Annotated in this window: 22 protein-coding genes and 1 pseudogene; 12 read left to right on the plus strand and 11 right to left on the minus strand. The window is 70.5% G+C overall.

Going from position 1 to position 23,759, the window contains the following annotated elements; genetic code table 11:
• Positions 1 to 138 precede the first annotated feature (138 nt).
• Positions 139 to 1,377, plus strand: a complete 1,239-nt coding sequence (locus ACWGJ5_RS28400; protein WP_453312533.1) for a nucleotide sugar dehydrogenase — start codon at positions 139 to 141, stop codon at positions 1,375 to 1,377.
• Between the two features lie 26 nt (positions 1,378 to 1,403).
• Here ACWGJ5_RS28400 and ACWGJ5_RS28405 read toward each other — a convergent pair whose 3' ends face one another.
• From ACWGJ5_RS28405 to ACWGJ5_RS28425, 5 genes are all read right to left on the minus strand, one after another.
• A complete protein-coding gene (locus ACWGJ5_RS28405; protein ID WP_453312492.1) occupies positions 1,404 to 2,543 on the minus strand; it encodes a DegT/DnrJ/EryC1/StrS family aminotransferase in 1,140 nt (379 codons plus the stop codon).
• Positions 2,540 to 3,751, minus strand: a complete 1,212-nt coding sequence (locus ACWGJ5_RS28410) for a DegT/DnrJ/EryC1/StrS family aminotransferase (RefSeq protein WP_453312493.1) — start codon at positions 3,749 to 3,751, stop codon at positions 2,540 to 2,542. Before ACWGJ5_RS28410 ends, ACWGJ5_RS28405 begins: the two co-directional genes overlap by 4 nt.
• Before the next feature lie 109 nt (positions 3,752 to 3,860).
• Entirely contained in the window at positions 3,861 to 4,391 is a 531-nt protein-coding gene (locus tag ACWGJ5_RS28415) for an EF-hand domain-containing protein (RefSeq protein WP_453312494.1), read from the minus strand.
• Positions 4,388 to 4,873, minus strand: coding sequence for a hypothetical protein (locus tag ACWGJ5_RS28420; RefSeq protein WP_453312495.1), 486 nt, complete (start codon positions 4,871 to 4,873; stop codon positions 4,388 to 4,390). Before ACWGJ5_RS28420 ends, ACWGJ5_RS28415 begins: the two co-directional genes overlap by 4 nt.
• Before the next feature lie 44 nt (positions 4,874 to 4,917).
• Positions 4,918 to 5,454 carry an EF-hand domain-containing protein gene (locus ACWGJ5_RS28425; protein WP_453312496.1) on the minus strand — a complete coding sequence of 179 codons (537 nt, stop codon included), beginning with the start codon at positions 5,452 to 5,454 and terminating at the stop codon, positions 4,918 to 4,920.
• A 536-nt stretch (positions 5,455 to 5,990) separates the two neighbouring features.
• Here ACWGJ5_RS28425 and ACWGJ5_RS28430 point away from each other — a divergent pair.
• From ACWGJ5_RS28430 to ACWGJ5_RS28470, 9 genes and pseudogenes are all read left to right on the plus strand, one after another.
• Positions 5,991 to 6,968, plus strand: coding sequence for a UbiA family prenyltransferase (locus tag ACWGJ5_RS28430; protein ID WP_453312497.1), 978 nt, complete (start codon positions 5,991 to 5,993; stop codon positions 6,966 to 6,968).
• Positions 6,965 to 8,353 (plus strand): NAD(P)/FAD-dependent oxidoreductase, encoded by a 1,389-nt coding sequence (locus ACWGJ5_RS28435; protein ID WP_453312498.1) that lies wholly within the window; start codon positions 6,965 to 6,967, stop codon positions 8,351 to 8,353. The genes ACWGJ5_RS28430 and ACWGJ5_RS28435 overlap by 4 nt, the downstream gene beginning before the upstream one ends.
• A 1-nt stretch (position 8,354) precedes the next feature.
• Positions 8,355 to 9,929 (plus strand): AMP-binding protein, encoded by a 1,575-nt coding sequence (locus ACWGJ5_RS28440; RefSeq protein WP_453312534.1) that lies wholly within the window; start codon positions 8,355 to 8,357, stop codon positions 9,927 to 9,929.
• Between the two features lie 23 nt (positions 9,930 to 9,952).
• Positions 9,953 to 10,804: a class I SAM-dependent methyltransferase gene (locus ACWGJ5_RS28445; protein ID WP_453312499.1), complete on the plus strand. Its 852-nt coding sequence runs from the start codon at positions 9,953 to 9,955 to the stop codon at positions 10,802 to 10,804.
• Entirely contained in the window at positions 10,801 to 12,522 is a 1,722-nt protein-coding gene (locus tag ACWGJ5_RS28450; RefSeq protein WP_453312500.1) for a CoA transferase, read from the plus strand. Before ACWGJ5_RS28445 ends, ACWGJ5_RS28450 begins: the two co-directional genes overlap by 4 nt.
• Entirely contained in the window at positions 12,519 to 14,141 is a 1,623-nt protein-coding gene (locus tag ACWGJ5_RS28455) for a class I adenylate-forming enzyme family protein (protein ID WP_453312501.1), read from the plus strand. Before ACWGJ5_RS28450 ends, ACWGJ5_RS28455 begins: the two co-directional genes overlap by 4 nt.
• A 351-nt stretch (positions 14,142 to 14,492) precedes the next feature.
• Positions 14,493 to 14,771, plus strand: coding sequence for a hypothetical protein (locus tag ACWGJ5_RS28460; RefSeq protein WP_453312502.1), 279 nt, complete (start codon positions 14,493 to 14,495; stop codon positions 14,769 to 14,771).
• On the plus strand, positions 14,768 to 15,865 hold the full coding sequence (locus ACWGJ5_RS28465; RefSeq protein ID WP_453312503.1) for a baeRF2 domain-containing protein: 1,098 nt from the start codon (positions 14,768 to 14,770) through the stop codon (positions 15,863 to 15,865). The genes ACWGJ5_RS28460 and ACWGJ5_RS28465 overlap by 4 nt, the downstream gene beginning before the upstream one ends.
• 130 nt (positions 15,866 to 15,995) lie before the next feature.
• Positions 15,996 to 16,424, plus strand: a pseudogene (locus tag ACWGJ5_RS28470) (protein-L-isoaspartate O-methyltransferase family protein).
• Here ACWGJ5_RS28470 and ACWGJ5_RS28475 read toward each other — a convergent pair.
• Positions 16,396 to 16,743 carry a hypothetical protein gene (locus ACWGJ5_RS28475; protein ID WP_453312504.1) on the minus strand — a complete coding sequence of 116 codons (348 nt, stop codon included), beginning with the start codon at positions 16,741 to 16,743 and terminating at the stop codon, positions 16,396 to 16,398. The pseudogene ACWGJ5_RS28470 and the gene ACWGJ5_RS28475 sit on opposite strands and share 29 nt — an antisense overlap.
• Positions 16,744 to 16,960: 217 nt before the next feature.
• Here ACWGJ5_RS28475 and ACWGJ5_RS28480 point away from each other — a divergent pair, with 217 nt between their 5' ends.
• Complete coding sequence (locus ACWGJ5_RS28480; RefSeq protein ID WP_453312505.1) at positions 16,961 to 17,521, plus strand: nucleoside-triphosphatase; 561 nt, start codon at positions 16,961 to 16,963, stop codon at positions 17,519 to 17,521.
• Positions 17,522 to 17,607: 86 nt separating this feature from the next.
• Here the strand turns inward: ACWGJ5_RS28480 and ACWGJ5_RS28485 are convergent, their stop codons facing one another.
• The 4 genes from ACWGJ5_RS28485 to ACWGJ5_RS28500 form a co-directional block, all read right to left on the minus strand.
• Positions 17,608 to 18,042: a hypothetical protein gene (locus ACWGJ5_RS28485; RefSeq protein WP_453312506.1), complete on the minus strand. Its 435-nt coding sequence runs from the start codon at positions 18,040 to 18,042 to the stop codon at positions 17,608 to 17,610.
• A 17-nt stretch (positions 18,043 to 18,059) separates the two neighbouring features.
• Positions 18,060 to 18,605, minus strand: a complete 546-nt coding sequence (locus tag ACWGJ5_RS28490) for a hypothetical protein (protein ID WP_453312507.1) — start codon at positions 18,603 to 18,605, stop codon at positions 18,060 to 18,062.
• Positions 18,606 to 18,645: 40 nt separating this feature from the next.
• Positions 18,646 to 19,068, minus strand: coding sequence for a hypothetical protein (locus tag ACWGJ5_RS28495; protein WP_453312508.1), 423 nt, complete (start codon positions 19,066 to 19,068; stop codon positions 18,646 to 18,648).
• A 426-nt stretch (positions 19,069 to 19,494) separates the two neighbouring features.
• Positions 19,495 to 20,742, minus strand: a complete 1,248-nt coding sequence (locus tag ACWGJ5_RS28500; RefSeq protein WP_453312509.1) for an FAD-dependent monooxygenase — start codon at positions 20,740 to 20,742, stop codon at positions 19,495 to 19,497.
• A 420-nt stretch (positions 20,743 to 21,162) separates the two neighbouring features.
• Between ACWGJ5_RS28500 and ACWGJ5_RS28505 the strand changes: the two genes are divergently transcribed.
• On the plus strand, positions 21,163 to 22,845 hold the full coding sequence (locus ACWGJ5_RS28505) for a chloride channel protein (protein ID WP_453312535.1): 1,683 nt from the start codon (positions 21,163 to 21,165) through the stop codon (positions 22,843 to 22,845).
• A gap of 312 nt (positions 22,846 to 23,157) precedes the next feature.
• Here the strand turns inward: ACWGJ5_RS28505 and ACWGJ5_RS28510 are convergent, their stop codons facing one another.
• Entirely contained in the window at positions 23,158 to 23,694 is a 537-nt protein-coding gene (locus ACWGJ5_RS28510) for a MarR family winged helix-turn-helix transcriptional regulator (protein WP_453312510.1), read from the minus strand.
• Positions 23,695 to 23,759: the final 65 nt, after the last annotated feature.

Here is a 23,759-nt window from a genome sequence, read left to right on the forward strand (position 1 = left end):
ACCCGGTCCGCCTTTCATCACTTCGGGTGACCTACCTTCCTACCTGGCACTTCCCTGCAGCGGCCCGCCTAAAGTGGCTGCGGAAACGGGGGATTGAATTGACACAATGGAAGGGAAGAAGTGGAAACTGTCGCCGTCATCGGGTTGGGGTACACGGGACTTCCGCTTGCACGCGAGGCGTGTACGACGGGAATGCGCGTCATCGGCCTCGACGAGAATTCCGCGGTGACAGCCGCCCTGGAATCCGGGCGTTCTCATGTGCCGGATGTGACGGACAGCGACCTGGCGCTGATGCGGGCGCGCGGATTCCACGCCACGACGGACGCGGGCTCACTGGCCGAGGCCGCCGTCACGGTCGTGTGCGTACCGACGCCCCTCGACGACGCGGGCGAGCCGGACCTGTCGCATGTGCGCAGGGCGGCCTCTGCCGTCGGCGCCCACCTGAAACCGGGCACGCTCGTCGTGCTGGAGTCCACCTCGTATCCGGGCACGACGGACGACGTCGTTCGCTCCCTGCTGGAGGAGACGTCCGGCCTCACCGCCGGCACGGACTTCTCGCTGGCCTTCTCCCCGGAGCGCATCGACCCGGGCAACGATCACTTCGGCATCCGCAACACCCCGCGCATCGTGGGTGGTTGCACGCCGGGCTGCACGGCCGTCGCGGCCGGATTCTTCCGGCGCCTGTGCGACCGGGTCGTCGAGGCCGGGTCGGCGCGCGAGGCGGAACTGGCGAAGCTGCTGGAGAACGTCTACCGAAGCGTCAACATCGCACTCGTCAACGAACTGGCCGTCGCCGGGCGCGCCCTCGGCGTGGACGTGTGGGACGCCATCGACTGCGCCGGCAGCAAACCCTTCGGCTACCAGCAGTTCCGTCCCGGCCCGGGCGTGGGCGGCCACTGCATCCCCGTGGACCCCGCCTACCTCGCGCACTGGGCCCGCGCGGCCGGCCGCCCGCTGCACCTGGTCGAACTGGCGCAGCAGGTCAACGCCGCGATGCCCGCACACGTCGTACGCCGGGCCGGCGAGCTGCTGCAGGGCGGGGGCAAGAGCGTCGGTGGTGCCCGGCTGCTGCTGGTCGGGGTGACGTACAAGCGCGACAGCCGCGACCTGCGTTCCACTCCGGCCGCCGCGCTTGCGCGCTTGCTGCGCCAGGCCGACGCGCACGTCAGCTACCACGACCCGCTTGCCGACGCCTGGACGGTCGACGGCACGCCGGTGCCGTGCGCCGTCCGACTGCGGGAGGCGGCGGCCGACGCCGACCTGACCATCCTGCTCCAGGACCACAGCGTACTGCCCGTCGAGCGGCTGCCGCACTGGGCTTCTCTGCTGCTCGACACCCGTGGCCGACTGCGCCACACCGCCGCCCATGTGCTGTGAACGGCCGTACGGAGAGGGGCGGCGCCTCACGCCGATCGCCGCCCCGCCGCGAAGGCGCACACCGTGTCGGCGATGTGCTCGGTCTCCGCGTCCGTGAGGTGCGGGTTGACGGGGATGGCCAGCTGCCGCCGGCTCGCCGCCAGGGCGTGCGGCCACCGACGGCCCCGGGGTGCGAAGCGGGTGAAGGCAGGCTGGTGGGGCAGCGGCAGGGGGTAGTAGACGTGGCCGGCCACACCGTGCGCCGCCAGGTGTTCCTTGAGTGCGTCGCGTTCGTCGGCCAGCAGCGAATAGACGTAGTGGCAACGGCCGTTGCGTCCCGGGGGCGGCGGTACGACACCCCGCTCCGTCAACGGGGTGAAGCGCTCGGTGTAGTAGTCGGCGATACGGGCCCGGCGTTCAAGTCGCTCGGGGAAGCCCGGCAGCCGGTGCAGCAGGAAGGCCGCCTGCAGTTCGTCGAACCGGCTGTTCCAGCCCACCCGCTGGTGGACGAAACGCTGCACCTCCTGCCCGTGGTTGCGCAACGACCGTACGACACGTGCCAGTTCGACATCATCGGTGACGACGGCGCCGCCTTCTCCCGCGGTGCCGAAGGTCTTGACCTGGACGAAGGAGAAGACGCCCGCCTCGCCCCACCTGCCGGCGGGCCGCCCGTCGAGCACCCCGCCCTGCGCGACTGCGGAGTCCTCCACCAGCCGTACGCCGTGTCGCTGCGCGATGTCACACATCCGCGGCATGTCGGCCATCACCGAGAACATGTGCGCGGGCATCACCGCCTTGGTACGGTCGGTGATCGCGCTCTCCACCTCCGCCGGGTCGACGACCATCGTCACGGGGTCGATGTCCGCGAAGACGGGAACGGCCCCGAGGTTGGCCACGGTGTTGCCGAGTGGGGCACAGCCGTAGGCGGGAACCACGACCTCGTCACCGGGACCCACGCCCATCGCGGCCAGCACCAGGGTGAGAGCGGAGGTGCCGCTGGAGCAGGCGACGACATCGGCCGCGCCCAGCATCTCGCGCAGCGACTCCTCGAAGGCTGCGGTCCGCTCGCCGAGAATGAACTTCTGCTCTGCGGCCGTTCCGATGTGCCGTACGAGATCGAGCAGCACCTCACGGTCCTGCTCGAACAGGTCGGGTGCGAAGAACGGGATGGTCCCCTGCCGGGTCATGCGGCCCTCCCGGTGTAGAAGCGGCGGATCAGCGCGCAGACCGTGTCGATGTCGGCTGTCGTCATGTCCGGGTGGAACGGCAGCGCGACCGTACGCTCGCACGCTGCCTCCGAGTCGGGGAACTGCCCCTGCTTGAAGCCCAGTTCACTGAAGCACGGCTGAAGGTGGAGCGGCACCGGGTAGTACGTCTCGGTGCCCACGCCATGGTCGGCGAGATGGGCGATGAGCCGGTCCCGTCGCTCGGCCTCGACCAGGTAGACATAGAACACCGCGTCGGTGGGGACGTCGCGCTCCGCGACTGTCGGCAGGCGCACGAGTCCGGGCACGTCGTGAAGTCGTTCGGTGTAGGCGGCGGCGAGTTCGGCCCGGCGGCGCAGGGCGTGCGCGAGCCGTGGCAGTTTCGCGAGCAGGACGGCGGCCTGGATGTCGTCCATCTTGCTGTTGACGCCGTTGAGTTCGGTGGCGTTCGAGATGCCGGGGAAGTGCGCGAGAGTACGGCCGGCGCGGCCGTGGTGGCGCAAGGCCGCCGCTGTCGCGGCGATCCGTGGATCGTCGGTGAGGATCGCGCCGGCGTCACCGATGGCGCCGAGCGTCTTGGTGGGGAAGAAGGACAGTACGCCACCCGCGCCCAGGAGGCCCGCGTGGATACCGTCCCAGCGCATGCCGATCGCCTCGGCACTGTCCTCGACGAGCGTCAGCCCATGGCGGTCGGCCACCCGCGCCAGCGCACCCATGTCGGCCATCTGGCAGAACAGGTGCACCGGCATGAGGATCGTGGTGCGCTCGGTGACGGCGTCCGCCGCGGCCCTCGGGTCGAGCGTGTACGTCACCGGGTCGATGTCGGCGAAGACCGGGCGGCCCCCGGCCAGCACGACGGACGAGGCCGTGGCGATGAAGCTGAACGCGGGGACGATCACTTCGTCGCCCGGTCGGAGCCCGCAGGCACGCAGCAGGAGTACCAGGGCGTCGGTGCCGCTGTTGACGGCCACGCAGTGACGGGCGCCGGTCCACTCGGCCAGTTCCGTCTGCAGCCGGCCGACCTGCTGCCCGTGCGAGTACTTGCCGTCGTCGATCACTTCACCGACGCGGGCACGGATGTCGGGCCAGGCTTCTTCGAACGAAGCGGCCTGGCTGAAGAACGGCACCAGGCGGGATGACGTCCTCGCCGGTACCGGACCGGCGGGGCGGTCGGCTGCTACGTGGTCCATGGGTCCTCGGGATCGACGACAGGTTCGGGACGAAGGCGGTCCCTCCCCCAGCGGCGCGAGTGAAGGGATCGCCGGGAGAGGGGCCGGTGCCGCGCCACGGGCGCAGCGGTCACAGCAGGGCGATGTCCAGCTCGCCCGCGTGGTACTTGTGCACGGCCTGGACCAGCTCGTCCACGCTCAGCCGGCCGTCCTTGTTGACGTCGATGGCGCTGAACGCCGCGTCGGCGGTGGACTCTTCGGCGCCGATCGCCTTGATCCAGGAACGGAACTCCGTGGGGTTGACCTGCCCGTCGCCGTCCGTGTCGCACAGGCCGAGGATGGAGCGGATGGTGGGCTCCACCACCCTGTCGAAGCCCGCCTGCCCCCCGTCCAGCACGTGGCGCGAGGCCGCTGCCCTGAAGTCCTCCTCCGAGAGGGAGCCGTTCGGGCCTCCCTCCGCATCCTGTGCGAGGAAGTTCCACATGCCGAGGTAGGCCTCAAGGACCGCCTGGCGCTTCGGTGACGTGGGTGAAACGTCGAACGACGCGAGAATGCGGTCGGCCTCCTGCTGGAAGTCGCCGCGGTCGATGTGCCCGTCGCCGTCACGGTCCCACAGCTGGAATCGCCGCTGGAGCCGCTCTGCCTGGACATGTGAGGTCATCTTCGATCCTCTTCCTCTTCGGTGGACTTGCGTGGAGTGGTGGGTGCGGGCCGGTCCTTCACCGTCGTCCCGGCCGTCGCCATGAGCGCGGCCGCCGCCAGCACGATCGGCAACGCGAGGGAGAGCACCTGCGCGGGCACCTCGGCGGCGACCGAGTCGCCCAAGTGGGCGCTGTGGAAGACGAGATGGGGGACGGAGAAGACGAGCAGCCCGCCGGCGGCCGCCCGCACCAGCCATGGTTGCGTGACACACGCGGCCCAGGTGAGCAGCGCTGCCAGCGCGAGCACGGCAGCACCGAAATCGCGCACCAGATGCTCGTTGTAGGGCGGGAACAATGCGACCCACGGGTGGCCGGGAAGCGGGAAGGAGCCGTAGAAGCGGCGCGGCAGGAACAGCGCCCAGGCGCCCGACAGCCCTTCGCCGAGCGCCAGGACCGCCAGACAGCCGCGTGCCCACAGCAGACGGGCACCGCTCAGGCGCACCGCTGGATCCGGACAGGCCCGGCCCATCCGGTCACCGGTCCCGATCAGACGCCGAGGAGGGGGGCGTCCGTCTCACCTGCGTGGTAGCGGCCGACCGCTGCCACCAGTTCATCGACGCTCAACTGGCCGTTGCCGTCGGTGTCGATCGCCTGGAAGGCCGTCCTGGCGTCGATGTCGGGGCTGATGGCCCTGATCCACTTGCCGAACTCGGCCGGGCTGACCTGGTTGTCGCCGTCGGTGTCGCACAGGGCGACCATGGCCTGGATGCTGGGGCGCAGCACCGAAGCGAAGCCGGCCTGTCCGTGCTGGAGCATCTCCTGCGCGGCGACCGCGACGAACTGCTCCTTCGTCAGGGACGCCCCCGCACCGTGGCCGCCCTTCTCGGCGAGGTAGTCGAACATCTGCGGGTAGGCGTTCAGCAGCGCCTGCGCCTTGGGCGAGCCCTCGGGTTCACCGAAGGCCTGCACGACGCGCTGCGCCTCCCGGTGCAGGTCCGAGCGGTCGATGCGTCCGTCACCGTTCGTGTCGTACAGGTTGAAGCGCTGGTCGAGGCGTTCCTGCTGGGCATTGGTGAGAGTCATCTCACTCCTTTTCGTCTGCACAACGGAGTAAATCAGAGCCGACCGAAAAGCGCTGCTGAAATTCTCCGTCGCTGCCTGCTGAATCCTACGGACGCACCATTACCCGGGCATTCGCGTACCGAACTCAATGGGCGCCGGTTAACCCGTACGAGTGAATAGAAAAGACATCGACTTGCACAGAAGTACACAAGAGTCACACGCGTCCGACAGGACATCCACCCTCGTCAAGTGGCCTGACTCCTAAGGCCATTCAACTCCGAAACCGGTCGCCCGCCTTGTCGTTGGAGCGGTTCCGGAGGCCGCCGTCACCCGTTAGGGCGAACCCATCCGGGCGCTGGTTCCGGGCCGCCTCACCTCGGCCATAGAGTTCCTTGGCGACATTCCGGCCGAAATTCAACGTGCGCCTATTTGCACCCGTCACGGAGTGTGCCCCGAGTTGATTACGTGGCCTGTGATCATTGGCCAATGGGAATTGGCGATGCGCGGATTCCGGCGGTGTTTTCCGCACACAGCCATCATGCAAAGGAGCGGAGTCGATGACGAGCAGCGCCGAGGCCCGGAGCTTCGCGGCCGGCACCATAGCGACGGAGAGCAAGCTGCGCAGCTACGCCCGGCTGGGCAAGCTCGACGTCTACGACTACTACCCGGCCGTCGCCGTGGCGCTGTCCGCGGTGCTACCACAGGGTGGCGAGCCGGTCTCGGCGATCCTCCCGGCGTCGGCCCTGTTCCTGTTCGGCTCGGTCTCCGTGATCATGTCGATGGTCGCCCTCGACGACGTGACCGGCTACCGCGACGGGAGCGACACGGCCAACTACGGCCCCAACGACCCGCGGCGCAACAAACGTCGCAAGCCCCTCGTCGCCGGAGCGTTGACGGTGCCCGAAGCGCTCCGCTTCGCCTGGGTCACCGCTGCGGTCGGCGCGATGCTGTGGGCCGCAGCCGTCGAGGCGGCCCCGCACCGGCCCACCTGGACGGTGGTGCTCATCGCTGTCCTGTTCGTGGTGTCGCTGCAGTATTCGTACGGCCTGAAGATCAGCTACCACGGCTTCCAGGAGGCCTTCATCTGCGGGCTGGGCGTGGCGATGGTGATGGCGACCTACGGGCTGACAGCCGGCCGCTTCTCCGGGCTGCTGCTCGTCGAGGGTGTGCTCTTCGGCTTCGGTCCGCTGATGTTCGGGGTCTACTCCAACACCAACGACATCCCCGGGGACCGTGCCGTCGGGCGCCCCACCGTGGCGGCCCTGGTCTCCTCCAAGGGCAACGCCGTCTTCGTCGGGGCGCTGTCCGCCGCCGAGTTCCTGCTGGGCGCGGTGGCCTCGGCCACCGGGGTCGCCCCCTGGTGGTTCGTGGTGCTGATGCTGCCCGTGACCGCCCTGCGGCTGCGCCAGTACCTCGTTGGATTCCGCACGGGCGACATCATGCGGGCGCGCAGGATCGGCTTCCGGGTGCACCGCGTCGGCTTCGTCCTGCTGATCGCCGCCAACCTGATCGCCGGCACGGGGGGCGCTGCATGAGCCCTGACCTCGACGTGGCCGTGGTCGGCGCGGGCGTCGCCGGTCTGACCACCGCGCACGAGCTGCGGCGGGCCGGCCTGGAGGTGCGCGTGTTCGAGGAGCGGGCGTACGTCGGCGGCCGTATGCACTCCTTCAGGCACGACGGATACGTGATCGACGAGGGCGCCGAACAGATTCCCGAGCGAGGCTACCGCGCCACCTGGGAGCTACTCGCACGGCTCGGTGTGCCGGACCATCACGTGCCGCGCATCGGGAAAGCCATCGGCGTCTGGCGTGACGGCTGCGCCCATCCCGGCGTGGCCGACCCGGCCGCGCTCCTTTCCGGCGCCGGACTGGCCCCACGGGCGCGTCTCGACCTCGGCCGCTTCCTGGCCTGGACGGCCCTGCACCGTCGCGCGTTCGACGGTGACCACCCCGAGCGCACGCCCGTGGGCACCGACACGGTCGCGCAGTTCGCGCGCCGCTACCACCGGGACGTCCACGACTACCTGTTCCAGCCCGTCGCGGGCTGCTTCTTCGGCTGGGACACGGCCCGTTCCGCCGCGGCCCCGCTGATCAGCCTGCTGAACGACGTGGGGCCGATCTCCGGCTGGCGGACGTACCACGACGGCATGGACCTGCTCGCCCGCCGGCTGGCCGACGGCCTCGACATCGCCGCCGGCACCCCGGTGCACGAGGTCGTCGACGACGGCGACGGCGTACGGCTGCACGGGCCCGCGGGCACGGTCAAGGCGCGGGCGGCGGTCCTGTGCGTACCGGCGCCCGTCGCCGCGCGGCTGCACGGCAAGGCGCCCGAGGACGAACAGGCCTTCCTCGCCGCGTGCACCTTCACACCCACGCTCAAGGTGAGCTGTCTGCTGGACCGGCCGCTCGCGCCGGTGTCACGCAGGCCCCTGTACGCCCTGCTCGCGCCGGACGCCGAAGACGACGTGCTCTCAGGCATCATCGTCGACCACGTCAAGCACCCCGGGCGCGCACCCGCCGGCAAGGGCCTGCTGACACTCATGGCGGATCCGCGCCGCATCCCCGAACTACGCGGCGCATCGAGCGCGGAAACCGCCGAGCGGCTCGTGCGGGCGGCCACCCGCTACGTCCCCGGCCTGGACGTCGCCCACCGCCGCCACTTCGTGCACGCCTTCACTCACGGCCTGCCCGAAGCCACCCCCGAGGCACTGCAACGCAGACTCCGCTTCATGGCCCGCCCGCTGCGCCCGGTCGAGTACGCCGGCGACTGGGTGATGCTGCGCCCGGCCAGCGAGGCCGCCGTCCGCTCCGGGGCCCTCGCCGCCTCCCGCGTCCTCAGCCGGCTGCACCCCGCCCCCACAAGCAACACGCCCCGCCCAGCCGTCGTGGCACCGAGGAGTGACGCCCGTGAAACCGCATGACATGGGCCTTCTGTTCGACGAGTGCGCCGAGCACGGCACCGGAACGGCCGTCCATCTCGACCGGCCCTTCGACATCGCCCCCGACGCTGGAACCCGCTGGACCGTGCCCCAACTCGCCACGCTGGTACGGGAAACGGCCGGGCAACTCGCCGCCGCCGGCGTCCGCCCCGGCGACCGGGTGGCGATCGTCAAGGAGAACCACTGGGACTACGACCTGCTGGCCTGCGCCGCCGTACGCATCGGCGCCGTGCCCGCACAGCTGTCCGCACGCCTGTCCGGCGCGGCGCTCGCCACGCTCCTGACCCGTCTGTCCCCGGCCCTGCTCGTCACTTCGGCGACGGTGCTGGAGCGCGCCCGGCACGAGGGCGCCGACCCGGCCCCGGCGGCGGACGTCACGCTCGTCCTGGACGCGGACGTGCCGGGCACGCTCGGCCCCGACGACGTCCGCGGTCACGCCGCGCCCGCCCCCGTCCGCCGGACGGACGACCAGCCCCTGGTCATCAACCACACCTCCGGCACCACCGGCGTACCCAAGCTGGTCACGCACTCGACGCGCACCATCGTCGGCAAGCTGGCGCGTTTCGAGAGCGTCCGCTACCCCTGGATCGGCGTCCGGCGCGGCGACACCCTGCTCAACGCGAACTCCTTCGCCCACGGCCGTACGTTCTGCTGGACCGCGAGCGCGATGTGCCTGGCCCCCGCGAACATCGTCGTGGTCACCACCCAGGACGCCTTCCTCGCCGACCCGGTGCTGCGCGCACACCCGCCGACCGTCGTCGAGGCGCTGCCCGCCTCCTACGTCCGCTTCCGGCCGCTGACCGAGAGGCTGGACAACCCGTTCCGGAACGTCCGCCTCTTCCTCAGCACCTACGACGCCATGCACCCGCCCACCATCCGGGCGTATCTCGCCGCGAGCCGGCACCGCAGCCCTGTGTGGATGCAAGGGTGGGGGCAGACCGAGACCGGCCCGCTGACCTTCCGTTTCCACAGGCGAGGCGCCGATGGCGGCCTTCGCGGGCCGGGCACCCGCAACCTCGGCCGCCCCATCCCGGTGAAGACGCGGCTGCGGGTGGTCGATCCCGAAACCCTCCGTCCGGTGCCCCGCGGGCGGCACGGACTGGTCCTGGCCCGTACCCGGGCCCGTGCGCTGGAATACGTCGGCGAGGACGCCCGGTGGGCCGCCAAGCAGATCGGCGCCTGGTGGAACACCGGCGACATCGGCGTACGCAACCGCGACGGAAGCGTCGAGCTGCTCGACCGCGAGGTCGACCACACCCCGCGACTGAGCTGCCTCAGGGCCGAGGACCTGCTGGAGCAGCGGCTGCCACAGGCCCTGGAGTGCATCGTTCTCACCGGTACCGGCGGTGCGCCGCTGCCCGTCGTGGTCACGGCGGACGGCCGGATCGACAAGGCCGACTGGCGGGCGGCGGTGCGCGGCCTGCCACCGATGGCCGACCCCGTCGCACTCCCGTGGGAGGAGGTGCCGCGCACCGACACCGGCAAGGTGCGCCGTACCGCGCTGCTGCGGCAGCTCACGGGAACCACCGGAACCGCAGGTTCGGGCCGCTGGACCTGAACCGGGAAGGAGAAGGAGTCCGTATGCCCCCACGCCTGGTCGAGGACCCCGGCTATGTCTTCGACAACGACAGCGTGCACAGCCGTGAACAGCACCGCTGCCTCAGCGAGGCCTACGACAGGGCCACGTTCGCCCGCCTCGCGGAGACCGGCGTCACGGGCGGTTGGCGCTGTCTGGAGATCGGCTCGGGCGGTGGCAGCGTCGCCCGCTGGCTCGCCGAACGCGTCGCACCGGACGGCGAGGTCGTCGCCACCGACCTCAAACCACACCACATCACCGAACGGCCCGGCCTGGTCACCGTCCAGCACGATGTGGTCAACGACCCGCTTCCCGAGGCCGCGTTCGACCTCGTCGTCGCCCGTCTCGTGCTTCAGCACCTGCCCGAACGCCTCGCGGTCCTGGACAAACTGGTGCGGGCGCTCAGGCCGGGCGGCTGGCTGCAGATCGAGGAGTTCGACACCTCCTACGAACCGCCGCTGCTCGTCCCTGACGAGGAATCGGCCCGGCTTTACCGGACGTTCCTCGCCACCAAGTGCGCCGTCATGCGCGCCGGTGGCGGTGACCCCGAGTGGGGGCGACGCGCTCCGGCCGCGATGCGGGCCGCGGGTCTGGTCGACGTGGACCCCAGGCCCCGTGTCGAACTGCGCACCGCCGACTCGCCCGGTCTGTGGCTGCAGCTCCACCACACCCACCACCTGAGGGAGAAGCTGCTGGCCGCCGGCATGACGGAGGCACAACTCGACCGCGTCCGTGCGGTGATGAGCGACCCCTCCTTCCGTGCCGCCTCCAGCGTGATGTACTCGGTACAGGGCCGCAGGCCACCGGTGAACGGTGCCCCCGCCGACGGCGCGCGGTCCGGGAAAGTGATCCGATGACGCTCGCGGCACCGGTCCCCGCGCTCGCCGGCCCCCCCGTCGCCACCCAGGTCGCCACGCGCCTGCTCAGTCTGGTCGACGACCCCGACGTGCACACCGTCGCCTGCGACATCGACTGGGCCGGCCCCCTTGCGCTTGCGCTGTCCGAGGAACGAGCCGTGCAGGCCGCCTGCGGCATCATGCACGTTCACGGCCGGGCCCTCGGCCGCCCCACACCACTCGCCGTCGACTTCGCGTCCACCATCGCCGGTGTTCTGGCCGCCCAGGGCGTCAGCGCGGCCCTGATCGCACGCGCCCGGGGCGGCCGGGTGAGCGGCGTGCGCACCTCCGTGAGCCAGGCCGCGCTGCTCGCCCTCACCCAGTACCTCGCCGCCGCGACCGCGCCGGAAGAAGACACCGATCCCGGCGCGGAAGCCTTCCCCGGCGACTGCGCGTTCGTCTCCGCCGACGGCGTACGCGTCGAGTTGGAAGCCCTCGACGCCGGGCAGTGGCTCGGCTTCTGGCAGATCCTGGGTGCGCCTCGCGACGCCGTCCGGCGGGGTTGGCGGCCGTTCCAGGCGCGGTTCGGCACCGCCGTGTGCCCGCTGCCGGCCGCGCTGGCCGGGACCGTCCGCAGCGTTCCGTTGACTGTGCTGTGCGCGGCGGCGGAGTCCTCCGGGGCGAGCCTGCTGCCCGTACGGCAAGAGCCCGCGCAGCCTGCCGGGGTACGGCCGTGGACGCTCACGGCGCTGCCGGCGGCGGCGTCCGCCCTCCCCGGTGGCGGCGCCCCGAGTACCCGGCTGCCCCTCGCGGGGCTGCGCGTCGTGGAGTCGGCACGGCGTGTCCAGGGCCCCCTCGCCGGGCACGTACTGCGGCTGCTCGGCGCGGACGTCGTACGCATCGAGCCGCCCGGCGGTGAGCCGATGCGCGGCATCCCGCCCCTGGCGCGAGGCTGTTCGGCACGGTTCAGCGCCCTCAACGCCGGCAAGTCCGTCATCGAGATCGACATCACCACCGCACCGGGCCGACAGGCCGTGCGCGAAGCAGTCTCGGAAGCCGATGTCTTCCTGCACAACTGGGCGCCGGGCAAGGCAGCCCGGCTGGGCCTGGACGCCGACGACCTGAGCCGGGTACGGCCGGGGCTGGTGTACGCCTGGGCGTCCGGCTGGGGCACGGCGCTCGGCCCACGGCCTCCGGTGGGCACCGACTACCTGGTCCAGGCGCACTGCGGCCTCGCCGCCGCCATCCGGCCCGCGGACGAACCCCCCGCCCCCTCCCTGATGACCCTCACCGACGTCCTGGGCGGACTGGTCAGCGCGCAGGCCGTGCTCGCGGCGCTGCTGGCCCGTCTGCGCACCGGACAGGGCCGGCGTGCGGACTCCTCACTGCACTCCGCCGCCGCGACCGTCCCGCGCCGCCGGCAGCGCGCGCGGTGGGGCGTGCTCGACAGACCGTTGCCCACGTTCGACGGACACCTGTGGCTGGGTCCCGAGGCCCGCGCCCGCCCGGAGCGGATCGCCCGTGCACTGGGAGCCGGGTCGACGGCGAGCCCGGCCACGCTCCCTGCACTGGCACGCACCCGCCCCAGCGCCGAACTGCTCCCCCTGCTGACGGCGACCGGAACGACGGTGACACCGGTGTGCGCCAACCTCGCCGGTCTGGCCCGCGATCCGCGCTTCGCTCACGCGATCGGTACCGGCGCATACGCCTACCCGCACACTCCCTGGGAGTTCAGATGACGCGCGTGTGGACCTCGTCCGCCGGTGTCGAGATCCGGGACCTGGTACCCGCTGCGCTCCGCCGCTCCTGGGTTGCGCGGGGACACTGCCCGGACCGCGACCTCTACACGCTCTTCTCCGGCCATGTACGGGCCCACCCCACACGTACGGCCGTCATCGACTCGGCAGGCGCCATCGACTACGCCCGACTGGACGCCGACGTACGGCACATCGCCGCCCGACTGTCCGAGAGCGGCCTCGGCGCACGGGACATCATCGCCGTCCGGCTGCCCAACGGGCGCCGGGCGGTGGCGGCGGAACTGGCCGTGGCGGCACTCGGCGCCGTCGCCCTGCCCTATCCACCGGGGCACGGCAGCCGTGGCCCGGCAAGCCTCCTGGGCCGTTCCCGGGCCCGGGCAGTCATCGTCGAGCGGGCGTCGGACGCGCTGCCGGATGCCTGTCTTCCCCACCTCGACGCGGTGTTCAGCTGGGGCGAACCGGCGCACCCGGCCGGGCAGTCCCTCGCCGCCCCCGCACGGCAGCCCTTCGCACCAGAGCCGATCGACCCGGAGGCACCTGCGCGCATTCTGGTGTCCTCCGGCTCGGAGGCCGAGCCCAAGATGGTCGCCTACTCCCACAACGCGATGGCCGGCGGCCGCGCCAACTACGTGCGAGCCCTGGCCGGCGGGGACCCGGGCGCGATGCGCAACCTTGTCCTCGTTCCGCTCGCCTCCTCCTTCGGCTCTCTGGGTACCTCCGTGACGGTCGCCGCCCTGGGTGGCACGCTGCTCGTCCAGCACATGTTCGACCCGCACGAGGCCCTCCGGATGATCACCGAGCACCGGCCGACACACGTCTTCGGCGTGCCCACGATGCTGCGACGGCTCGTCGAACTGCCCCCGCGGCCCGACGAGGACCTGAGCGGGCTGCGGGCCGTGGTGTCCAGCGGAGCGGCACTGCCCGAGGCCACGGCCGCGGCCTGTGGACGGCGCTTCGGGCGTCGGGTCATCACCGTCTACGGCTCCTCCGACGGCGTCAATTGCCACACGGCCGCCACCGGGCTGTCCCCGGAGACGGGCACCGGCCTGCCCGACCCCGCCGTCGTGGACATCCGCATCAGCGCCCGTACCGGCGAAATTTGCGCACGCGGCCCGATGACGCCCCTGTGTCATGTGGCGACCCCGGACCTCGACGCGCGGTACCGCACCCCGGACGGCTGGGTCCGTACCGGCGACTTCGGCCGCCTGGACGTGCACGGCCGGCTCCATGTGCTCGGACGCCTCAAGCAGATCGTCGTACGCGGCGGCTACAACATCAGCCCCGCCGAGGTCGAACAGGCCCTTACCGCCCACCCGTGGGTGGCCGAAGTGGTCTGCGTCGGTGTACCGGACGACGAACTGGGTGAGCGCCTGTGCGCCTGCGTTCGCGAGGTGCCGGCAGCCATGCCGGTCACCCTGGAGGACCTCACCGGCTTCCTGGAGACCGAGTGCGGGCTGGAACGCCGCAAGCTGCCGGAACTGCTGCTGCGGGTGTCCGAGATGCCGCTCGGTCCCACTGGCAAGATCTGCCGCACCACACTCGCCCGGCTCGCACATGATCACCGCGCAGGAGACGCGGCCCTGCCGGCTCATGGCCGGTGACGGTGGGCAGGCACAGCCTCCCAGGCGTCGGACCAGCCGATGAGGTGGCTCCCCGACGGACACGGCGGCGGTCAGCGCGGCCTGGCGGTACATCCGCCGTAGGGGCGTTCGATCATGTGCAGGTCTCGGCCGAGGTCTCGCGGGAGCCGACGGCCGCGGGATCACCCCGCTGTACTCTCGGTCCAGCGCACGATGCCCTCGAAGGCGTCGAGTGTCTTCCGGCCATGTGGACCGAACCAACTGCAGCAGTCCTGACCGAGTCCGCCGCAAAGTTGCGCCGTACCACGCGCATGGCCTGGGCGACCCGTCAGCTCATCCAGCTCCATGCGTGCCGCGATGGCCTCCGGATGCGTGGACCGTGCTGGATCCGGTACTCCCCCGCAGGCTGCTCCTTCGTCCGGCTACGGAGCCCGGCTGCTCAGCGGCTTGCTGTCCCGGCTTGCTGTCCCGGCCCGCCGCTCGGCGGTGCTGGACGGCCTGGTCGCCGCCACCATGCTCACGATGGGCCGGCTGCCGCCGGCGGCGCCCGACCGCCCCGCGTTCCGCACCGCTTTGCGCTCGTCGAGCTCCATCGCACGCCGGGCGCGCATCATCGAAGGAGGGCAGACCATCGACGAGGAGTGGCGATGAGGTTGTCGTTCCTTGATCCCCTCTACGCGGAGCCGGGCCCGATCGCCTCCGTGTACCTGGACACCTCCCGGAACGTCGAGCACCCCGATCGGGCGATCGCTCTGCGCTGGGCGCGGCTGCGCGAGAGTCTGTCCCGTCAGGGCTCGGACCGGGCGCTGCTGAACGTACTGGAGAAGGTGGTCGGCGCCGACGCAGCGGTGCCGGGGGTACATGGTCAGGCCATCTTCGCCGCCCACGGAACGCTCGTCATGGACGGGGAGCTACCCAGGCCGCCCGAGCACGACTCCGCGTGCTACAGCACCCTGCCGGACGCGATGCCCCTGGTCACCCAGCACGTTCCGGAAATCCCCTACATGGCCGTGGTCGTCCACTACGGCGGTCTTCCGACCGCCGAGACCCACGGCTGGGTGACTCTGGAGGCGGAGACCGGCACCTGGCCCGCGTCCACCGTCACCCCGGGTGAGCGGCTGCACCGCAGGGTCGCGGTGGCGACCTGGCACCGCACCTCCCTCCAGCTCGGCCACCGGCTGGACGAACAGGCGCGGCGCGCCCACGTGGACGCCGTCGTCGTGGGCGGGGACGAGTGGGCGTGCAACGTACTGATCCGCCGCCTGCCGCACACCCTGCGGGACAAGGTCGTACGCGTGGGCGACCGGACCCCCACCGACACCGGACGCGCCCTGTTGGAGCCGCAGCTCGACGGTGTCTTCCGCGGCCGCATGGCCAAGCACGACCGGGAACTGGTGGACATCTTCATCGGCCGACGTGCCCTGGCCGGGCCCGTGACGGAGGGGCTGGCCGCCACCGTCGCCGCCCTCCAGCGCGGCCAGGTCGCAGCGCTGCTGCTGAACCGGCCGCCAGGGTCTTCGCTGCGGCTTTGGACGGGCTCCCAGCCCACTCAGCTCGCCCTGACCGAGGCGGAGCTGATGTCCTTCGGCGTGCGGGCCCCGCGCGAGGAACGCGCCGACGAGGCCCTCGTCCGGGCCCTCGTCGGCACCCGTGCCGAGCTGGTCGTCGTACCGGAGAGCGAGCTGAGGCTGTACGAGGGCGTGGGCGCCCTGCTGCGGTACACCGACCCGGGGACCCCGTCCTGACGCCGGCGCGCTGCGCCTCGCGGATCACGGGTCGCCCCTTGCGCCCGACCGCCCCGGATCGCGCCGCGTGCGGAACGTGCCGGCACTGGGCCGGAGCGGCAACGCGGCGGATGAGCGGCGGATGGGGCGCGTGGACAGGAGCGGGAACGGCGCGGAGGAGACGGACGTCTCGACCACCCCGCCCAAGGTCGGGACCGGATACGGCCGGCAGACCGCGCTGCCGGCCCGCTTGGCCGCGTACGTCGCCAGCGTCGAGGGCTGGCCCGACCTGGTCGACGAGGCCCGCCTGCGGCCGGCCGGGCAGGGCGTCGGCAATGCCGAGGTCGGACTCGGCGACGGAACCCTCGGGATGCCGACCCGTGCCCCGTACGACGCGGTCATCGTCCGCGCGGCCTTCCCGTGAGTGCCTGAGCCACTCGTGGATCAGCTCCGCACCGGTGGCCGGCTCGTCCAGCCGATCGGGCAGGGCGGGCGGGAGCGCGTCGAGCAGTACGAGCGGCGTGCCCGCGGCCTGGTGCACCACAGGACGGTCACCACGGCCCGGTTCGTCCGGCTGTAGGGCGCCCACGGCTACGACCAGCGGTGACGCGCTCAGCGCTGATAGGTCCCCACCAGGGTGGTCGTGCAGCGGCAGCGGCTCGGACCGGGCGTACAGCCGGAAGAAGTAGCGGTGCGGCCGGTGCCCCGTGGAGGCGTCGGCCCTCCCCAGCCCACGCGGCCGAAGCCGTTGGGCCACGGCAGGCCACCCTGGGGCTTCTGGCCCTCCGCCACCCGGTGGACCCCGGATCGATGCCGGCCACCAGCCGGTGCAGGAAGGTCGTTCCCTGCGCGTCCGGGTCCTCGGACAGGAACACCAGCTCCGTGGCCTTGTGGGACACCCCCGACCATGTCGAGGGCGGTGAGACGATCTCCCCTCCCCGCTGTGTCGACGGGGGATCACCGTTTTGTCGTCGAACGCGGTGCTGCTGAGTTCAATTCCGCCCATGCGCGCCGCCATACCCGCAACGACGGCACCGGCACCGGTCGGCACCCCAAGACCCCCGCTCGGCCGAGCCCACCCGGACCGCCTCCGGAAGCGGGGGTGAAGATGGCAGTGTGCCGACAAGGATCCTGCTCGAGAGCCGCCCTGGCGCGGGCAAGACGACCGCCCTCCGTCGGCTGGCCGCGCTGCTGCCCGCCCACGTGGCCACCGGCTTCACCACCGAGGAGATCCGGCAATCCGGCGCCCGCGTCGGTTTCGCCCTCGAGACCCTGGCAGGCCGGCGCGGGGTGCTCGCCCATGTCGACCTGCCCGGTCCGCCACGGGTAGGGAAATACGGCGTCGACCTGGGCGTCATGGAACGGCTGGCGCTGCCGTCGCTTCGGCCGCCAGCAACCGGAGAGGTTGCAGGGCGGCTGGTGCTCATCGACGAACTGGGGCGGATGGAACTGGCGTGCACGGCGTTCCGGCACGCGGTCGACGCGCTGTTCGCCGCAGAGGTCGACGTCGTCGCCACGGTCCACACGCACCGCGATCCGTTCACCGACGCCCTCAAGCGGCGCGCCGACATCGAGGTCGTCCAGCTCACTCAGGCAAACCGGGACCTCCTGCCGGGCGAGCTCGCGGCCCGGCTGCAGCAGCCCCGGACGCATGGAGGGCCCCCCTCTCACGGATGAGGGACCGGCCTCCGACCTGCTGAAAGCAGACTAGGGGAAACAAATGGCTTCCGCCAGCTACTCAAGGTGTTCCCCCCGAGCGCTCGTCAGCCCACAATACTTCCTTCGCAACCATCGACATCGGGATGGATGTGCCATTGATTTTCGGGCAGCTGTTGCTGAGTCACGGTGCCTGGATCCTGTGCCACGGTGACTGCGCTACACCATTTCCTGTAAAGATTTTCCCCGCTTCCTTGGGACCAGTTAATCCAGTTGTTAGGCGCGTTCGGGATGTAGACAATCTTCTGACAGTAGGTGACGGGATGCAGTTCGTTCCAGCCACTGTGCCCGCTGTCGTATACCCAACGCCCCTTGACGAGCAGGACGTCAGCAGCCTCATTGAAGACCGTGGATTTTGGTTCGGGGTGCAGCGGATGCAGCTCGACGAGCGTTGCGTTGACGTCCGTCGGACGCGCTTTGTCGGAGAGCGCGGTGGCGAATCCGGCGATGGTGATGACAGCAGCGATGATTCCCAGAATCAAGCAAGCAAGGGATCCGATTATAGAGATCGCACAGGCCGCCGAGGCAGCAAGAGCAAAAGGTAGGGCTGCCAGGCATCCTGATAAAGGTCCCAGATTCCGCTGCCTTCGAATTCAACGTGGAGTGCGCCTGGAACGTCCTCGTATCCGGTGAAATCGAAGCTGGACAGTGCAGGTTGTCGCGTGACGAGTCGACCTCGCAGTGGACTGTTCTCGGCATCCTGTTGTGTCACTCCGTCGAGGTTGGGCGCGAGGATGATATTCATGCTGAAGTCGGTATCGAAGACTTCCGGGAATGACTTCGCCTCGGGAGGTTCCACCGAGTGGAGAAATCCCACCGCGCACTCGATGTCGCCGACGCAGACAAGGCGGTCGTAGAGCCACCAACGGCAGTAGGCGACGACCAGCATCAGGGCAGCGGCCCCGACAGCTGGCGCGATAGCTCCACCCACCATGATCAGGGCAATGGCGATTGCCACACCGGCGAAACCCGCACCTCCTACGTACCACCCGAGACCGAGATGGGAACTGGGTGTGACGCACTTGGTGTATTGCTTGTATCTCATCTCGGGGCCTCCTGGTTGTGGGCCGACGACTGCCGTGTGCTTATGCCCCGCCCTGAACTACGAGCGTCACTCCGCCAGCGAGGCCGTGCTGTTGGAATGCGTGCACGTTGATGGGCTGCTGTCCTTCGAACTCTCCAGGCGCAGTGATGACGGCGGATACGTTGACTTCCTCGCCGGGCCGGAGGTGTGGCTCGGATGGCGCCAGAACGATTGACCACCCGACTGGAAGGGGGAATCGGGACCTATCGTGCCGCTCACGGATCCAATGCAGTTCAAGGCCCTGGCTCTTCACCTCGTCGCAGCGGCGCCGCTCAGGAATCTGGTAGGTGTCGATCTCGAACCAGTAATCAGCCTCCCTGTCCGTGTCGTTACGCAACCGGAATTCGAACTGCACAGGTGACTGTGCGGTACCGATCAGCACATTGCACTGCCCCAAAGTTGTTGTCAGGATTGGCATCGTCATCCCAGTCCAGGCGCACCTGGATGCAGAAGTGCCCGGTTGTGCGGGGAGTAGTCCATTCCATCGTCGCGAAGGCTGGACAGTTTGGACCGCCTTTTACCCCCAGATCAGTCTTGGTGTCTCCAATTCACGACGCCGTCGGAATCCGTGCTGAGCCGGTCGCGGGAGAAGCAGGCGAAGGTCTCATCCACCGTCGCATGCAGTCGGTCGGCGCCCAGGCGGGCGCAGTGGCCGAAGACGCAGGAGCAGCCCCGGCAGACGCTGCCGTCTTCCTCGGGTGGTCCGCAGGCCACGTCCGAATGCAGCAGCCCGGCCAATGACTGCCAGTGCGCGCCTTCGACGGCTCTGCGTAGGCGGGCGGTCATGGTGCTCGGGCTGGAGGACATTGGGACTTCTCCGGGTCGCGGGCGGGCGGCACCCCGGACGTGTTCACGGTCTGCGTGGTCTTGCTCCCTCCTGGACGGCGCCGGAGCCACGGTTCTCGGTCACCCATGACGGAATCGAGGCGAGTCGGCGCAGGGGCGGCCCCTGCCTCCCCATGAGTGAGATGCCTGCGAGGCGAGCCGCACCGGGCAGGTTGGAGAGCCGCAGGGCGGTGCGGCGGACCTGCAGGTGTCGTGGTGATTCGGGTACGAACCAGCGGGCCACGCGCCTGGCGGCGCGCTGCTTGTGCGTGATGACGGGTCGCCAGAGCTGTTCGTAGCCGTGCAGTGCGTTCTCGATGCGGGAGGTGTGGGCGAGTTGGTCGGCCAGGACGTATGCGGCGCCCATCGCCAGGGAGGCGCCTTGCGCGGCGAGGAGGGAGACCGCCTGGCAGGCGTCACCCACCAGGACGACCCGGCCGCGGCTCCAGGCCGGGAGGTTCGCCTGAGCGACGCGGTCGTAGTAAATGCGCTCTGACGGCGGGCAGTCGGCGAGCACTTGGGGCACGAGCCAGCCGAGCGTGCCGTACTCGTGGCGCAGCGCCGCCCGTACGTCGACGGGTAGGCGGGCGTCGGTGGCGCGGTGCACGGCGAACACGGCGACCGTGCCGTCGCGCAGCGCGTACAGGCCCATCTGCCGGCCGATGGTGTCGGTGAGGCAGAACCGGTCGCCCACTTCCGCGTGCACCTCGGGATCGTTGAAGGTGAACGCGGCGGTGTGGTAGCCGAGGTGGTGGACGTACCGCGTCTCCTCGCCGAAGACCAGGGCGCGCACGGTGGAGTGGATGCCGTCGGCACCGACGAGCAGGTCGGCGTCGATGCTGTCGCCGTCGGTGAGGGTGACGCGCACTCCGTCCGGTCTGGCGTCGACGCGGGCCGGGCCCACGCCGAAGCGCAGACGCACCGCGAGGGACAGCCGCTCCCGCAGGGCGAGTTCAAGGTCGGGCCGCATGATGCTCAGCAGGCGCCCGTTCAGGAAACGCGCGAAACGGTCGTAGCGGAGCCCGACCCGACACTCGCCGTGCTCGTCCACGAGGGCCGCCTCAGAAACCTGATAGCTCAGCTCCTCCAGGGAGAGCAGCACGCCCATGGCCTCGGCCGCATCGTATCCGGGCCCGAAGAAGTCGAGCATGTAACCGTCGGTGCGGGGTCTCGGCTCCTTCTCCAGGACGACGACGTCCCAGCCGAGCACGTTGTGCAGCCGGCCGGCCAGCGCGAGTCCCGCGATCCCGGCCCCACAGATGACGACCCTCATCGGCGTGCACCGCCTTTCTCCGACACTCCTTTTTTGCACTATGCAAGGCTCACGCGTCAAGAAGGCCCGTGGACTGTCAACACGCACCGGAGCGGACCGACGACCGGGTAAAGGCCGGCTGTCGTCGACACGGACGGCGAAGGCCGGGCAGAGGACATGCCGCACGCAGTGCTGGCTGACCGAACCAAGGAAAGCGCCGCCCGTGCGGGCGGTGAGCGGGCACCAGGGGTCGGCCAGTCCCGAGGGGCGGACAGGAGGCACGCACCCTTGACATCTTTTGCATAATGCAAAAGTAAGGAAGGGGAATCGATGAGTGGCATACGGGCCGCAACCGACAGCGAGCAAGGAGCCGACGCGACGGCAAGGAGCCACACGCCGCCGCCGGCGATCGCGGGTCTGCGGAACGCACCGTGGGGCGTCATGGCACTGGCCGTTGTGGTCGGCGCCGGAGCGGGCGCCGGCTCGGTCGTCTTCCGCTGGTGCATCAAGACCTTCACCCGCCTGTTGTCCGGCCACACCGACTACTCGGCCGCCCCTGGCGCGAGCAATCCGCACGTGCCGTGGCTGGGCCCGTACTTCGTGCTCCTCGCCCCGGTGATCGGCGGTCTGCTCTACGGGCCGCTCGTCAACCGATTCGCCAAGGAGGCCCGTGGGCACGGCGTGCCCGAGGTGATGCTGGCCGTCGCCCAGCGCGGCGGGCGGATCAGCCCCAAGGTCGCGGTCGTCAAGACGCTCGCCTCCGCCCTGACCATCGGCTCCGGCGGCTCGGTCGGTCGCGAGGGCCCGATCGTGCAGATCGGCTCGGCACTCGGCTCCACCCTCGGCCGCGTGACCAAGGCGACCGAGAACCGTACGAAGCTCCTGGTCGCCTGCGGCGCGGCAGGCGGCATCGCGGCCACCTTCAACGCGCCCCTGGCCGGTGTCTTCTTCGCCATGGAGCTGATCCTCGGCACCTTCTCGGCGGAGGCATTCGGTGCCACGGTGCTGGCCAGCGTCACCGCGAGCATCATCGGCCGCGCCTCCTTCGGCGACGTCGACTTCCTGAACCTGCCCGCCTTCCACGTCGACCACCTCGCCCAGTACGGCCTGTTCGCCCTGCTCGGCGTCGTCGCGGCCGTGGTCGGCATGGGCTTCGCCCGCTTCCTCTACCTGGTCGAGGACGCCTGCGACTGGCTCTGGCGCGGCCCGGAGTGGCTGCGCCCCGCGGTCGGCGGACTGACCCTCGGCATGGTGCTGCTGGCACTCCCCGAGATGTACGGTGTCGGCTACCCCGTGCTGGAGAGAGCCACGGAGGGCGGCTACGCGGTCGGCTTCCTGCTTCTGCTCCTGGCCGGCAAGATGCTCGCGACCAGCCTCACCATCGGCATCGGCGGCTCGGGCGGCGTCTTCGCGCCCAGCCTGTTCATCGGCGCGATGCTCGGGTCGACGTACGGCATCGGCGTCCACCAGCTGATACCAGGCACCGCCGGAGCGGTGGGCGCGTACGCCCTGATCGGCATGGGCGCCACCTTCGCCGGCGCGGCCCGGGCACCGATCACGGCCGTGGTCATCCTCTTCGAGCTGACCGGCGAGTACTCGATCATCCTGCCCCTGATGCTGGCCATCGTCCTGGCGACCGCCACCAGCCGCCTGCTCTCCCGCGACACCATCTACACCCTCAAGCTCCGTCGCCGGGGCATCGCCCTCGAAGGCCCCGCCCCCGGGGCACGGATCGGCACCCAGCACGTCGGCGCCGTCATGGAACCGCTGCCCTCCCTGCTACCCGCCACCACAGCGCTCGCGGACGCCGCAGACCTGCTGAGCCTCTCCGGCCACGGGGCGCTCCCAGTCGTCGACGAGAGTGGCCGGTACGTCGGCGTCGTCACCGCGCAGGCGGTGGCCGAGGCCCTCGCTGAACAGCCGGACGCGGCGCCTGCCACGGTCGAGCAGCTCACCCTGCACCCGCCGGCGCCCGTCACTCCGGAGCAGCCCCTCGCGCAGGCCCTGCACACCCTGGTGTCAGCTGCCGGAACCGGGGTGCCCGTCCTCGACACCGAACAGGGCGAGCCCGTCGGATGGCTCAGCCACCAGAGCGCCCTGCGCGCTGTCCACGCCACCGCCTGAGCGCGCTCCCTGAGGCCGCGGTCCACAACCGGAATCTCATGTGCACCGCGCAAAACCGGGGTCCGAAGAGCGCCGTGCCTACGATCGCCGTGGTGGCGACGATCCCCGCACAGACCGTGCTGCGCAGATGCGCCATGCGGTGCGACTTGGCAAGGTATGCAGGCTGACGCCTTCGGAGCATGGGCGTCACGCTCCCGCGCCCCTCCACACCTACCGAAAGTCCCGATCCACAACTCCCTTGCCCTTCGCAGAACCCGGGCCGTGCGGAGAAGGGCCGCCCGGACAGCATGTGTGCAGCCGACCCGGAAAGCGTCACACCTCGTGCGCTATCGCTCCGTCCACGATCCAGCCGAGCGGGTGCGGCTCCGGATCGTCCGCTCCGGGAGCCGGCGGCTCTCCACCCACCTCGTTGAAGGCATTGAGGGCCTCGACGAGTGCCAGCCGCTCGGTCGGGCGGAGCCGTTCGACGATGGCGGCGATCTCGGCGCGGCGCCGGGCGGTGACGTCCTCGACGGTGCGCCGGCCCTCCTCGGTCAGCTGCAGCAGAGTCTCACGACGGTTGGCGGGGTTGGTCTGCCGCTCCGCGAGCCCGGCGGCGATGAGCCGGTCGACCATGCGCATGGCGGTCGAGGGCGCCACCCTCAGCAGTTCGGCAAGCGCGACCAGCTTGGTCGTTCCCCGAGTGGACAGCACTACGAGCATCCGGAACTGGGCGAGGGTCACCCGCTCCTCCACAGCGGCGAGCGAACGGGCGGAGACTGCCACCAGCAGGCGGGACGCGGTCAGCACCGCCCGGGTGACCGCGTCGACATCATCCAAGGCGCCCGTGGGGTTCTCTCGCTCCGGCATAGGTCCTTTCTACCGTGCCGAAGTCACCGCGTTCTCATTCGATCCGAACAGGCTTTCCTTGTGAA

This window comes from Streptomyces sp. NPDC054783 (assembly GCF_053611725.1).